The organism is Rhodococcus sp. CH91, assembly GCF_022554085.1.
Lineage (GTDB): Bacteria > Actinomycetota > Actinomycetes > Mycobacteriales > Mycobacteriaceae > Rhodococcus.
This window is the reverse complement of sequence record NZ_JAKFYR010000019.1, coordinates 1-13,105: the sequence shown is the minus strand read 5'-3', so window position 1 is coordinate 13,105 and position 13,105 is coordinate 1. Positions and strand designations below refer to the sequence as shown.

The 13,105-nt window shown below is 62.9% G+C and carries 15 protein-coding genes; 6 read left to right on the top strand and 9 right to left on the bottom strand.

Annotated elements, in window-relative coordinates; genetic code table 11:
* Nucleotides 1–18: 18 nt before the first annotated feature.
* Nucleotides 19–1,473: an MFS transporter gene (locus MOM01_RS22395; protein ID WP_241387651.1), complete on the bottom strand. Its 1,455-nt coding sequence runs from the start codon at nt 1,471–1,473 to the stop codon at nt 19–21.
* A 173-nt stretch (nt 1,474–1,646) separates the two neighbouring features.
* On the opposite strand from MOM01_RS22395, the gene MOM01_RS22390 reads away from it, so the two are divergent.
* The 3 genes from MOM01_RS22390 to MOM01_RS22380 all read left to right on the top strand — a co-directional run bounded on the left by MOM01_RS22390 (nt 1,647) and on the right by MOM01_RS22380 (nt 4,017).
* Nucleotides 1,647–2,954 carry an amidase gene (locus MOM01_RS22390; RefSeq protein WP_241387650.1) on the top strand — a complete coding sequence of 436 codons (1,308 nt, stop codon included), beginning with the start codon at nt 1,647–1,649 and terminating at the stop codon, nt 2,952–2,954.
* A gap of 61 nt (nt 2,955–3,015) precedes the next feature.
* Nucleotides 3,016–3,279, top strand: a complete 264-nt coding sequence (locus MOM01_RS22385) for a hypothetical protein (protein WP_241387649.1) — start codon at nt 3,016–3,018, stop codon at nt 3,277–3,279.
* A 114-nt stretch (nt 3,280–3,393) separates the two neighbouring features.
* Nucleotides 3,394–4,017 (top strand): response regulator transcription factor, encoded by a 624-nt coding sequence (locus MOM01_RS22380; protein ID WP_374112362.1) that lies wholly within the window; start codon nt 3,394–3,396, stop codon nt 4,015–4,017.
* 10 nt (nt 4,018–4,027) lie between these two features.
* Here the strand turns inward: MOM01_RS22380 and MOM01_RS22375 are convergent, their stop codons facing one another.
* Genes MOM01_RS22375 through MOM01_RS22345 form a run of 7 tightly spaced genes read right to left on the bottom strand, consistent with a single transcriptional unit; the run spans nt 4,028 to nt 9,699 of the window.
* The gene (locus MOM01_RS22375) at nt 4,028–4,978 is read right to left on the bottom strand and encodes a PDR/VanB family oxidoreductase (protein WP_241387647.1); all 951 of its coding nucleotides are present in this window, start codon (nt 4,976–4,978) and stop codon (nt 4,028–4,030) included.
* A 54-nt stretch (nt 4,979–5,032) separates the two neighbouring features.
* Entirely contained in the window at nt 5,033–5,788 is a 756-nt protein-coding gene (locus MOM01_RS22370) for an SDR family NAD(P)-dependent oxidoreductase (protein ID WP_241387646.1), read from the bottom strand.
* A 9-nt stretch (nt 5,789–5,797) separates the two neighbouring features.
* Complete coding sequence (locus MOM01_RS22365) at nt 5,798–6,292, bottom strand: aromatic-ring-hydroxylating dioxygenase subunit beta (RefSeq protein ID WP_241387645.1); 495 nt, start codon at nt 6,290–6,292, stop codon at nt 5,798–5,800.
* Nucleotides 6,285–7,565, bottom strand: a complete 1,281-nt coding sequence (locus MOM01_RS22360; RefSeq protein WP_241387644.1) for an aromatic ring-hydroxylating oxygenase subunit alpha — start codon at nt 7,563–7,565, stop codon at nt 6,285–6,287. The genes MOM01_RS22365 and MOM01_RS22360 overlap by 8 nt, the downstream gene beginning before the upstream one ends.
* Entirely contained in the window at nt 7,562–8,107 is a 546-nt protein-coding gene (locus tag MOM01_RS22355) for a nuclear transport factor 2 family protein (protein ID WP_241387643.1), read from the bottom strand. The genes MOM01_RS22360 and MOM01_RS22355 overlap by 4 nt, the downstream gene beginning before the upstream one ends.
* A gap of 3 nt (nt 8,108–8,110) precedes the next feature.
* On the bottom strand, nt 8,111–8,470 hold the full coding sequence (locus MOM01_RS22350) for a hypothetical protein (protein WP_241387642.1): 360 nt from the start codon (nt 8,468–8,470) through the stop codon (nt 8,111–8,113).
* 56 nt (nt 8,471–8,526) lie between these two features.
* Nucleotides 8,527–9,699: an acyl-CoA dehydrogenase family protein gene (locus tag MOM01_RS22345; protein WP_241387641.1), complete on the bottom strand. Its 1,173-nt coding sequence runs from the start codon at nt 9,697–9,699 to the stop codon at nt 8,527–8,529.
* Between the two features lie 163 nt (nt 9,700–9,862).
* Here MOM01_RS22345 and MOM01_RS22340 point away from each other — a divergent pair, with 163 nt between their 5' ends.
* The 3 genes from MOM01_RS22340 to MOM01_RS22330 all read left to right on the top strand — a co-directional run bounded on the left by MOM01_RS22340 (nt 9,863) and on the right by MOM01_RS22330 (nt 12,589).
* Complete coding sequence (locus tag MOM01_RS22340; RefSeq protein WP_241387640.1) at nt 9,863–11,338, top strand: PAS domain S-box protein; 1,476 nt, start codon at nt 9,863–9,865, stop codon at nt 11,336–11,338.
* 538 nt (nt 11,339–11,876) lie between these two features.
* Complete coding sequence (locus MOM01_RS22335; protein ID WP_241387639.1) at nt 11,877–12,086, top strand: hypothetical protein; 210 nt, start codon at nt 11,877–11,879, stop codon at nt 12,084–12,086.
* Between the two features lie 191 nt (nt 12,087–12,277).
* Nucleotides 12,278–12,589, top strand: coding sequence for a hypothetical protein (locus MOM01_RS22330; RefSeq protein ID WP_241387638.1), 312 nt, complete (start codon nt 12,278–12,280; stop codon nt 12,587–12,589).
* Between the two features lie 152 nt (nt 12,590–12,741).
* On the opposite strand, the gene MOM01_RS22325 is transcribed toward MOM01_RS22330, so the two are convergent.
* Nucleotides 12,742–13,032 carry an integrase core domain-containing protein gene (locus MOM01_RS22325; RefSeq protein WP_374112361.1) on the bottom strand — a complete coding sequence of 97 codons (291 nt, stop codon included), beginning with the start codon at nt 13,030–13,032 and terminating at the stop codon, nt 12,742–12,744.
* Between the last annotated feature and the right edge of the window lie 73 nt (nt 13,033–13,105).

Here is a 13,105-nt window from a genome sequence, read left to right as displayed (position 1 = left end):
ATGATCGACCCGTAGGCCTCAGCTTTTGCGGTGATGTGCCTGGAGCGTGCGTCCGAGAGCCTCCGGACGGAGGAAGAGGATGCACAGCGCACCTCCGGCGAGCAGGACGACACCGGTGATCGTGAACGCTTGGTGGACGCCGGCAGCCATGTTGTTCGCCATCTCAGGGGTGAGAGCGGTTCCCGACGGCGGTGACACGTACCCCGCTCGGGTCATCAGCCATCCGACGAGGGTGGGGGAGATGATTGCGCCCACCGAGGCGACCCCGCCCAGGGTCGCCATCATGATGGGGCGCTGCCGTGCGCCCACTGCGAACGCCAGTGCGGATGCAGTCATGGGGTATGCGAGGCTGCAGCCTGCAGCGACGCAGAGTAGGGCTACAGCCGCGACTCCCGACACTGTCTGAACGAGGATGAAACACACGCCGGCGAGCAGTGCAGCGACGCCGAAGGGGATCGCGATGGAGCGATGCGCGTTGTATCCCTTCTGCATCAGTCGGTGGCCGAGGAATCCGAGGAACAGCAGGACGAGCGCGCCCAGGATCCACGGGATGGTAGTCACTGTTCCGACTCGAGGTAGGGAGAGTCCGACGACGGTTCCCAGGTACTGGGGGAGCCAGGTGGTCACAAATCCTTGGACCCAGAAGTTGGAGCCGCCGCCGATGACTGCGGCGAGGAAAGTCAGGCTGGCGAAAGCGCGCCACAGGGCGATGGGTGGTTGCTTGTCGACATCGTCCGTGTCGATTTCGTCGGTGGATTCGATGTCATTGTCACGACCGGGGATGACAGGGCTCTGTGCATCCTTGCCGGTGGAGCCGGACTTTCCGTGGCCGGCATACGGTCCGTCGCTGGCGAGGAGCAACCAGGCGATGACCCAGATGAAGCCGACGATGCCGAGAACCCCGAAGGCCCAGCGCCATCCCCATGCGCCGATGACCCAAGCCAAGGCAGGAGCGGCGAGCACGGGGCCGAGGGTGGAACCGGCAGCTACGAGATTGGACGGCAGGGCGCGGCGGCGGGGCTCGAACCAGGAATGCGCGGACGTCAGCGACATCGCAGTTGCGGGGCCTTCGGCACCGCCCAATACGATCCGGGTGACCAGGAGGATGGCGGCGCCGCCACCGAGAAGCATCGGGAACTGCATCACTGCCCACACGACGCCCATCGTCAGGATGATCCATCGTACGGAGAACCTGGCGGCGAGAAAGCCTGTGACCACGGAGACCACGGCGTACAAGAAGAAGAAGGCGCTGCCGATGAAACCGAACTCCACGGCAGAGATTCCGAGGTCGGGAATTGCTTCGGATGCAACGAGACCGAGCACAGCCTTGTCGGCGAACGCCACGATCTGGAACAGGGCGAGCAGCGCTACGATCAGCCAGGCCTTGCGGTTCATTCTGCCGAAGTGGATCGTCTTCGATGCCTTCGGGTCCGAAGGATCGACGATCTTGTCCGGCGCCACAGTCGAAGCCATGAGCGGCCGCCTTTCTTGTGGGCTGGGAACGGAGTTGGAGTGTGCAGTGAGGCTTCTGGGTGATCAGAGGCCCAGCGGTGTGGAAAACCTATGTCGCCTTCTGTTACTCGGGTAGGAGGGAAACCTTTACTGTCGGTGATCGTCTTTCCTGGGCAGAATGAGGAGGTCAGCGAATGCAGGAGGAGTATGTGAACGCGCCCGTGGTTGACCTGTCCATTGCAGATCAGGTGAGGTCGGTTCGGACCTGTTCGACCACAGCGACGGAACTCGTGTCCCACGCCAGAGCAGCGATCGACGCGCAGGAATCCGTGCTGAAAGCATGGGTGCACCTGTCGGCCACGATCGTGGACGAGGCTGCGAAGGTCGATGCAGACTGTCGTGATCTCCCGCTGCGGGGAATTTCTCTGGCTGTGAAGGACCTCATCGATGTCGCCGGAATGCCTACGCGTGCGGGTTCACTGGTGACGCCTTCCGCTGCCGCTGTCACGGACGCGCCCTGTGTGGCCCGATTGCGTTCGCTCGGCGCTGTTGTCCAAGGAAAGACGGTGACAACGGAGTTCGGCTACTTCCGTCCGGGTCCCACCCGTAATCCTCATGCACCCGGTCATACGCCCGGGGGGTCATCGAGTGGATCCGCGGCGGCGGTAGGAGCCGGCACGGTGCCATTGGCGCTCGGTACTCAGACGGCAGGTTCCTTGACTCGGCCGTCCTCTTATTGTGGAACGGCGGGAATGGTTCTGGCTCACGGCAGTACCGATACGTCGGGAATCGTGGGATTGAGTCGGTCTCTTGATTCCGTCGGTTTTCTCACGCGGACCGTCGCCGATCTGCGCTATGTCTATGACGCTTTCACCGGATCGAACGAGGAGGCTCGGGAGGGTCTTCCGGATCGTGCATTCATATGGGGTGGAAGTTGTCTCGGTCCTCTCGATACCTCGATGATTGCCCTGTTGGATCGTCTTCCGGCTGCTTTGGACCGTGTGGATCTGTGCTCGGGCCCGCTCGATTGGGACGATCACGTGCAGACGCTCGCGGAGGACCACGCCACGGTTATGGCTTACGAGGCTGCGCGTACACGCGCCCGGGAGTTCGAGCAGGAACAGGACAATCTGAGTCCACAGATCAAAGACCTGCTGCAGCAGGGGCACGCGATCTCCGAGACCGTGTACGCGGCGGCTCTGATCCGGCGAGATCGGTCGCGGGAGTTGTTGAGCGAGATCCTCGACGGATCGTCTGTGATCATCGGCCCGGCTGCGACGGGAGCTGCACCGAAGGGACTGTCGGTGACCGGCTCACCGGTCCTGAGTCGTCCGTGGCAGCTATTGGGCTTACCTGTGGTGGTTGTGCCAGGTGCGCGCACTGCTGCAGGACTTCCGCTGGGCGTGCAGATCATCGGCTTGCCGGGCAGGGAGGGTTATCTGTTCCGGGTGGGCGAGATGCTCGAAGAAATCCTTCGTGAAGGCCCTCCGGTGCACGAGTGATCCACTGATGACGTCAGGAGTGTCTGTGACGCTGAAACCGCGACCGGTGACCCCTCATCGTATGTTCCTTACGTGCTACGAGGACACCTTCAACTACGGGTGGCATCATGTCGACTTGTTCGTCCACGACGAATATGGGCGCGAGGTCAACTGGGTGCACTGGACCGTCGAAGCCGACGGACCGGAGGCCGCAGATGCATCGGTCCGTCGTGAGGAACCATCACTGCGGCGCACGACTGCTTGGGAACCCAAGGTCAGCGCGGTGGGTGGGCAGTACTGGACTGCCGAAGCACGATGGGACAATCCTGCCGCGGAGCCTGCGTGATGCGGCGTTCTGTGGAGGAAGACGACACGGGGTGCGCAGTGATGATTCACGTGGCTCCGGTGACGGGGGCGGATCGCTGATATGACCGAGTATGTGACAGCGAAGGTTGTGCTCGTGCCGACGGCGACGGTGTACGTCGTCGACGATGATCCTGCATTGTGTGATTCTGTCGATTGGATTCTCGAGAGTATCGGGATTCGGCCGGTGATCTGCCACAGTGCGGACGCGTTCCTCGAGGTGTACGACGGTACACATCCGGCCTGCATCGTCCTCGACGTGCGGATGCCGGGAATGAGTGGCACGCGTCTGCAGGAGAGGATCAACGAGTTCGCTCCCCATGTCGTGATCATCTTCGTGTCTGCGCACGGTGACATCAGAATGTCTGTCTCGACCCTGCAGAAGGGCGCGATGGATTTTCTCGAGAAACCGTACGACCCGCAGCGACTGCTCGACGCGGTTCAATCCGGTGCGGACCGGGCTGGGACGCGTTTTGCGGAGCACGCCTCACGCGTGGCGCTGCGCGAGAAAATCCAGGGTTTGACGCCGAGAGAACGGCAGATTCTGGCTTTGGTGGTCGAAGGTCTGCCGAGTCAGAACATCGCTCGCAAGCTCGGGATGAGCGTGAAGACTGTGGACGTTCATCGGGCTCGGATCAAGAGCAAGACCGAGTCCGACAGTATCGGGACCTTCGTTCGGGACCTGCTTCGATACGACGTCGAGGTCCCGAACGAGGTCTGATCACGGACGGTCAGTAGTAGTCGAGGACGAGGCGGGGCCCTTTTGTGCGCGATACGCACGTGGCCAGCATCTCCCCGGATTCCTTCTCTGCTCGGGTGAGGACATTGTCGCGGTGTTCGGGTGAGCCTTCGAGGACCTGCATGATGCAGGTGCCGCAGATTCCTTCCTGACAGGAGGTGTCGACGTCGCAACCGTTGTCCTGCAGGATCTCGACGATGCTCTTGTCGGCTGGAATCTGGTAGGTCGTTCCGTCCAGTTCGACCTCGAACGCGGTGTTCTCTGATGCGTCGGGTTGTTCCGAGGCGTGGAAGTTCTCGAGGTGGATGGCATCGAGTGAGATGTGTTCGCGGGCGATGGAGACGACCGTGTCCATGAAGCCGGCCGGTCCGCACGTGTAGATGTGGGTGTGCGGGGGCAATTCCGCGAATGCGTCCTTCAGTACCTGCTGCTGGTGGTCGCGGGACACTCCGAGGTGCTGGTGCAGTCGGTCCGGGCAGCGGTCGTTGAGCAGGGGCAGGAATGCGGCTTCGGCTTCGGTGCGGGCGAAGTAGTGGAGTTCGAAGCTGATGTCGTGGACGTCCATATAACGGGCCATGCTCAGCATCGGCGTGATGCCGATACCGGCGGCGACCAGGACGTGGTGCTGTGCATCGGGGGCGATGGTGAGCAGGTTCCGGGGCGTGCTGATGCGGAGGGTGTCACCGATGGCGAGCTCGTGCAGTGCGGCGGATCCGCCGCGTGAGTTCGCCTCTTTCTTGACGGCGAAGGCGAACGAGTCCGGTGCGTCGGGGGTGCTGCACAGGGAGTATTGGCGGGTGATCGCCGTCGGGCCCTCGACGTCGATGTGTGCGCCCGGCAGGTACGGACCTAGTGGCGATCCGTCGGCCTTCACGAGCGTGATGGACTTGACGGTCGGTGTTTCCTGGGTGATGTCGGAGACGATGACGTCGATGAGTGTCATGTCCGTTTCTCCTCGTGTAGCGGCAACAGAATGCGAGCCGATAGTGGTGGCACGTCAACGCAAATACAGGCCGCCGTTGATGTCCCAGCAGGCGCCGGTGACGAAGGAAGCATTGTCGGAGGTCAACAGTGCGACGGTGTCGGCGATGAACGATGCGTTGCCGAGTCGCCCGACCGGGATACGCGCGATGATGCTGTCGAGTTTGTCGGCCGGCACCGTTTTGCGGACGACGGGCAGATCATGGGGGCCGGGGGAGATGGCGTTGACCGTGACGCCCTGTGCGGCGAGTTCCCGGGCGAAGATCTTGGTCGTGGTGAGAATGGCGCCTTTGGACGCGGCATAGTGCCCACCGGTGGCGGTACCGCCGTTCTGGCCCGCCAGCGAAGCCATGTTGACGATCCGCCCGAATCCCTTGTCGGCCATTGCTGCTCCGAATACCTGGCAGCCGAAGAAGACACTGTTGACGTTCGTGGTGAGCACGTCCGTGAACTCGTCTTCGCCGAGTGTCATCAGATCGGCCGCGCGGGTGACGGCGGCGTTGTTGACCATGATGGTGGGGGTCCCCCACAGGTCTTCGCAGACCGCGAGGCCCTCCTCGAATGCGGCTTTCCGGCTGACATCGAGCTTGATGCCGCGGGCGGTGGACCCATCGGCGGACAGTTCCGCGGCAAGAGTGTCGACCGCGGCGGTGTCCAGGTCGGCGAGGAGCACCCGGCGGCCGTCGGCGTGCAGCTTGCGGGCGATGGAGGCGCCCATGCCGCCGGCGGCACCGGAGATGACGGCGATGCCCGAAGCAGGGTGAGGATTCATGGCGGCCTCTCAGAGCAGGTAGCCGGAGGCGCTGACCGCGTCCTCACTGTCGATCAGACGGATGATCTTGAGCGAGATCTTGTCGCCGCCTTCGTCGTCGAAGACGATCGTGTGAGTCAGATCTGCTCCGAGTGTGAGGAATTCGTTGCGTTTGAAGGCGTTGACGATCTGCGCCGACCGGATGGTGACCGAGGTGTCGGTGATCTCGTGCGCGGTGAATCGGGAGATCACGCGGACGGTGCGTGCTGCGGCGACGGCGGATGGGGAATAGCCCTGGAGCATGCGTTCGACGCGCAGGCGGCGCATCCGTGCGTCGTCGTAGACCATGTTGAGTGAGGACGTGAAGTCGGTGGTGTCCGGGTCGATCGGGATCACGTAGATGCCGTCGTGGGTGTACATCTGTTCCCAGGACTTGTAGTCCTTCGCGTCGAGGGCTTCGGCTTCCTTCCACACGAGTTCGATGGCGCGCAGGACGCGGGGATCGGTCAGAGTCAGGTCAGTCATCGCTCATCAGCTTCTTCCACATTGCGTAGGCCTCGCGCATGCCGGTTTCATCGGTGACATGGGAGGTGGGCCAGCCTTGTTCGGTGAGGTATTCGCGCCCCTCGCCGCGGTTGACGAGGATGGGCATGTCGGGATTGCCGCCGGCACCGATTTGGACCCGTGTCCAGCCTTCGGCGTCGTCGGGGCTTCCGAAGCCGAATGGTCCCTGGAAGTGCTCGTGGATGCGCAGACGTTCGCGGTTGACGGATTCGGGGCCGCCGTCCATGCCGATGGCCATGTGCCAGATCTCGGTTTCGTCGACGGAGATGGGGATCAGCACCCGAAAGAACGACGAGGACATCGCGACGTTGGGGAAGGTGTTGAGGTTGAAGCCGCAACCGTGCATCGAGCGCATGTAGCGGCGGATCCGCTCGGGGGCTTCGCCGGCTGCGGTGAGTTCGTCGACGAGGTGCTGGAAGCGAGGCTGGATCTCTTCGCTGCCGTCGTCGATGTCGAGATCGACGTGGGCGGCGGCCATGATGGCGACGCTGTGGCCGTTGCCCAGCGAATGTGTTTCGGCGGCAGGGTCGTCCATGAACGACATCATGTCGGCGGTTTCGGCGTCGACGGATGCCATCCATGACTTGTGCACCATGGGGAAGTGATAGCCGTCCGTGGTGTTCTCGAGCTGAATCTTCCAGTTTCCCTTGAACCGGAACTTGTGGACTCCGAGAACTTTGGTCGGTAGTCCGTTGCTCTGCTTGAAGAAGCGTTCCATCCAGATCTTGGCGTCACCGAGGAAGTCTTCGAGGGGTTCGGCGTCCTGGTTGAAGGTCGCCCAGATCATGCCCAGGTAGCTTTCGGTGCGCAGGGTCTGGAGGGGGAAGTCCTTCTTGTCGATCACTCCTTCGTAGCCGTCCGGGTAGGGGATACCGCGGAGGCGGCCGTCGAGAGCGTAGGACCAGTTGTGGTAGGGGCAGGTGAAGCCGTTTGCTTTGCCGCTGCGCTGGTCGCACACGGTGGCGCCGCGGTGGCGGCAGCGGTTGAGCAGGGTGTTGAAGTTACCCTTGCGGTCGCGGGTCACGATCACCGGCTGATCGCCGACCTGGGTGGTTTTGAACGAGCCGGGTTCGGGGATTTCGCTTTCGTGCGCGACCCATACCCAGGTTCGGTAGAAGATCTTCTCCATCTCGACGCGGAAGATGTCCGGGTCCGTGTAGAGCCGGCCGGCGACACGATCGGTGCCGACGAGGTCCCCGTAGTTGGGGTGGATCGAGTGTTCGATCGTCGTCATGTGGTTGTTTCCTTCGAACTTGTCGCGTGCGGGTGCCTGCCTCGGTGCAGGTGGCTTATCGCCTCGACGGGCAGGGGCGCCGCGAACATGCGTTGGGTGCGGAATCGAAGCATGCGGGCCGTGGTGGCGTCCGGTGCAGAGGTGATCTCGAAGTCGATATCCAGTCGGGCGCACAGCAGTTCGGCAGTGTTGTCCGTGTACAGCGACAATTGGTGCATGGTCCATCGGCCGTGAGCGCTGCCGCGGTCGACCCGGATCTGTTCGCTGCCGAGCAGGTGAGTGTTGCGGACGAAGTGCTCTGCGGGCGGAAGATACTGCGAGACCAGTGCGACGACGTCGCTTCGCCCGCGGGCGATACCGAACTTGTCTGCGTATTCCGGTCCGATGCCTTCCCAGGTCGCCTCGGGTGTGAACAGTGTGCCGATCTGCTCGGGATCGTCCAGGGAGCCGGGGACGTCGCACAGGTCCATGTAGCGCATCAGGCAGGAGCGGGCGGCGTCCTTGGCTTCGAGGGCTGCCAGGCGGTTCGACAGGGCGGTCACCGTCTACAGTTCCACATCGTCGCGGATGGTCAGCTCTCGACCCATGCGGGCTTCGATCTTGAAGTACCTCCACAGCGCGTACTCACCGATCATGGTGGTGCGCAGCAGGTTGCACGCGTTCTTGACCGTTTCCTGGTCTTTCACGTCGGCGAGGACGTAGCAGGTCCACGGCCACCCGTCGGAGGGGCCGACCATGTGGGCGTCGTCGTCGAAGGTGCCGATGATGTCGACGCCGTTCATGCGCTTGAGATCGGAGAGCATGGTGGAGATGCCGATCCACACGGGGCCGATCTCGGCCTTGGGGAGATCGAAGAAGTTCTGGTTGTTGCCGATGCAGAACAAGGTGCGCAACGGTTCGGGCACGACAGATGTCCTTTCAGTCGAGTGAGCCTTCTGGGCACGCGGGATCGAAGAAGTGATCAGGGGAAGCTGGGGATCCCGGCGTCGAGACCGAGGAGGATCGAACCGGCGGCTTCGAAGGTGTTGGTCTGCAGCATGGCGTGCTGAGCCGGAACGAGTGCATCCTGCAGATATCGCTGGAGTGGATGGCTGTCGTAGATCGCGCCGGTGCCGGCGAGGTCGAACGCCGAGAGGACTACGGTGCGGCCCACATGTGCAGCATGCGTTGCCGCTAAGCGGAGCATCGCCTTGTGTTCGTCGGAGATCGGATCTCCCGACAGCGCCAGGCTCCACACTTCGTCGGTGACTTCGTAGAAGAAGGCGTGTGCGGATCGTAGGTCGGCTTCGGCTTTGGCCAAGCCGGTCTTGTAGGCGGGACGGTTGCCTTTGGCGGCACCGCCGGTGATGCTCGAGCGGGCGGCACCGACTTCGTGGACGTAGTCGAGGGCGCCGCGTGCGGCGCCGAGTGTGACCACTGCCAGGACCTGGGCGGCGTAGGGGAGCATCGGGTAGCGGGTGATCGGTTCGTCGACCTGGGGTGGGCCGCCGCGGACGAAGGTCATCTCCTCGGGGACGAAGAGCCGGTCGGCTCGGATCGCGTGGGAGCCGGTGGCGGACATGCCGGCCACCTCCCAGTTCTCCACAATCTCCACATCAGCGGGGTCGACGAGGGCGGTGAGCGGCATGCCGTTGGTGTCGGGGCCGCCGGCGAGGCCGATCCCGAGGATGTCGGCGCCGCGGCAACCGCTCGCGAACTGCCACAGTCCGCTGCACAGATATCCGCCTTCGACCTTCTCGGCTTCTTGCATAGGGAACAGGCCGCCGGCGTAGGCGATGTCCGGGCCGGCGGCGTAGATCTTGGCTTGCGTCTGCACCGGGAGGGCTGAGAAGTACACCAGTGACGATCCGAAACTTGCGACCCAGCCGGTGGCCGGGTCGACCGCGGAGATTCGTTCGACGAGCCTCATGAATGAGGACGGGGCCATCGGTTCTCCGCCGAATTGTGTCGGTGTGGAAGCTCGGTACAGTCCGGCTCGTTTGAGCAGTGCGATGTAGTCGGGTGGTACGAAGCGTTGCTGGTTGAACTCGTCGCGCCGGTCGCGGAGCACTTCGAGCGCATCCTCGAACGCGCGGTCCCGCGCCGGACCTGCCGGTGCTGCCTCGATCCGTTCGGTGGTGCTGGGGATGGTCATGCCGTCTCCGTTTCTGTACGTGTTCGCGCTGATGAACACGCTATGGACGAGTCGGTTACGGCGGTATCGGGGTTTTCTCCTGAGGCCATAAAGTAATCCCCAATGGCGTTTGTGCGGTCGTGCGTTGGACGATGGGCCGTCTGCTCTCCGGAGGTGTTGATCGATGTTCCCGACCCGACGGGACTTTCAGGCGATGGCCGAGCGAATGCAGACGGGAATCCTGATCCACGAAGCTGCGTCGAAGAACATTCTGTGGGCCAACCCTGCAGCGTGCCGGATGTTCGGTTTCACGCTCGAGGAGTTGCGGCCACTCAAGGCGCATCACATGAGCAGCCAGGAACGTCAATACCGGCGGGCGCTGGGTGTGGCGTGGTTGCAGTCCGCGGTCGTGCACGGCTCGAGTCGTCGACAGTGGAAGTACCGAACGAAGGACGGGGTCGACTTCCTCACCGACGCCAACGCGTCGTTGGTGCAGTTTCAGGACGGGCCGGTGGTGATGGTCGAGTTCCGCAACATCTCGGAGGAAGCCGAGATCCAGCAGGAACTCAGCTGGGTGTCCCAATCGCTGCAGCGCATCATGACGCATACCTCTGCCGGCATCCTGGTGCTCGACGACGGCAACCGGATCGATGACATCTCTCCGTTGGCGGCGCGACTGTTCGGGTCGACCACCGATCAGCTGGTGGGGGTCCATCTCGAAGATTTGGGCTTGTGTGATCCGCCGCTGGATTCCGAGCAGGTGGTGGCCAAGTTGGCGTCCGGAACCGGTTCGGTCAAGGTGAGCATGAAGGTCGAGAAGGCGGATAGGAACGTAACGTGGCTGGCCGGTGAGCTGGAAGATGTTCTGCACGACGGGATGGTGTCGCGGGTGGTCGTCATCAGGGATGTGACCGACCGTGTCGAACTGGAACAACGGCACGAGTACCAAGAGGCCAACCTTCAGTACCTGAGTCGCTACAACGCGATGGGCGACATGGCGATGATTCTGGCTCACGAACTCGGACAACCTCTGGCGGCATCGTCGAATTATCTCAGTGGTCTTCAAGCGCGTGTTGCGGGCGGGACGCTCGACCGTGATCAGCTTTCGTATGGCCTGGATATGGCGGAGAAGCAGTTGAGTCGCGCTGCGGAAATCGTGGCCTCGGTCAAACGCTATGTGCGGCGGATCGAATCGACCTCCTCAGCGATCGATCTCAACGATGTGATGGAGGAGAGTCTGTATTTCGTTCGATTGCGAGCGGCCGAACGAGGGGTGCGGGTGGTGGTCGACCGGACAGGGGAGGCCTTACCCGTGCAGGGGGAGAGCGTGCTGATAGGGCAGGTGATCATCAACCTGTGTTTCAACGCTATCGACGAGATCGTGTTGCCGACCACTGAGACGAAGGAATTGACGGTCACGACCAGCAGGGACGGGGCATGGGCATGTGTCCGTGTGTCCGATGAGGGTCGGGGTATGGAGCGAACGCCTCGGAATCATCTGGTGGCGGGCGCGTTTTCGGCGAAACAGGACGGGTCGGGTCTCGGTTTGATCGTGTCGGAGCATATCGTCGAACGCCATGGCGGAGACGTCGTGTTCTTGTCGAACGAGCCTCGGGGAACGGAGGCTCGGCTGCGTCTGCCGATAGCAGAAGGTAGGTAGACGAGCGTGCCGATGGCGACGTAGCGTGGATTGCTCTTGCCGGCGTGCTCGCACCGGTAACCAGAGCGCTCGGTTTCGGACGAAGAAGACCGCCGGGATGCAGAGGCACTTCGGCGGGGCTTCGGCCACCGCACACGGAGCTTCGCTAGGTGTCGGCAGGCCTGCTGCCAGTACGGAGGACCGGCCGTCCTGAGTGGAGTAGTGAACGGTGTGTAGCCGTCGTTCCTGCCGGTGGTGCCTGTGGCGGTTCTGATATCCGGGCACCGTGACGGGCGTGAGTGCACTGTGCAAGGGGAGCCCCGTGAGCTGCTCGCATCCGCTGACGGTTATCGGATGCGCATGGATCGGCGATGCTGGATGCCGCTGTGCCCACGCAACTCACTCTCGCGTAGAGGAATTACACTTACTGGTGCCCTGGGCCGCCAGTGATGCCGAGTCCGTGCGCACGCCGGTGCTCGTTCGCGCGCAAGGGTTGTGCTTGTCCGTGGTGCGATGTTCGTGCTCTGCGGTTGGATTTGTTCCTCAGTCAGGAGTTGTCATGGCCCATTCCGGTAGAGATGAGAACGGGGAATCGTCGGCCGACGAGCTGACTTCGCACGATCTCGCGATGGTGATGCAGGCGCTGATCGGCAGACCGGTCGCCGCTGAGGACACGGCAATGATCGAGACGAAGCAGCGCCGGGGTGCTGCGGGAACCTCCGGTGACTCCGCAACACCGAAGGTGAGGGGTCGGCGCACACGACGCTGACGGCCGGAGGAGCTACGAGCGGGGTGGTTGTCCCACGGCATATCGAGGTGCGACCGGGGCCTTTGTTCACTCCGGCGGGGGGTGCCGTTGATCTGTTCGGTGCACGTTGGTGGCAGGGGAGGCCCGGAATGCGTCGTGGTTACCGGAAGCAGGGTTCGGTGGTGTAGCTCGCCGAGCAGGTGTGCGGATGCGTGGGCGGTCTGGTGCTCGGATCGGTGGCAAGGAGTGCCGGTGGTGGGGTGAACTCGAGGGTGACGTTCTTACTCGTCGGTAACTTGTGGTTCGGGCCGTGCGATGGTGTGGTCATGGGCTGGTTTATCTGGTTGTTTGCAGCGTGGTGCGCGTTTTCGGTCGCAGCCGCGGCAGTCTTCGCGCGGGTGATCACCGTGCGTGAGCGGCGGGAAGCGCCGTTGTTGTTCGACGAGGTTCAATCGGCATTCGAGCGTGCGGATACCCCGTCGAGCACGGTTGCGCGAACGACGGCGGAACCGGCCGCGCAGTAGCGGCCGATTCGGTTCTCCACCTCGCCTGGTCGGGGCAGCGGCACGGTTTATGACGGAGCGTCTCACCGATCAGAGGCGAAGTGTCTTGACCGAACCCTTCCTCTGCATGCGCCGACACCGTTCAGTGAACTGTCTCGGGTTTCTTGCCGCTCCTATATCGGTGACGGCTCCGGTTGCGGAGTCGACAGGTGAGCGTAGTACGCCGCCTCGAATTCATCCGGCGGGACGTATCCGAGACGGCTGTGCAGGCGACTGCGATTGAACCAGTCGACCCACTCCATCGTGGCGTACTCGACGTCCTCGAGGGACTTGTAGGGACCCGGATGGAACGGGTTTCCCTCGGCGATCACTTCGGTCTTGAACAACCCGATCGTGCTCTCGGCCAGAGCGTTGTCGTACGCGTCTCCGACGCTGCCGATTGACGCGGCAATACCCTCCAGCACAAGGGTTTCCGCGAAAGAGATGGAAGTGTACCGGGCGGATTCAACCGGTCGATGCAACACCGCGTTGTTGGAG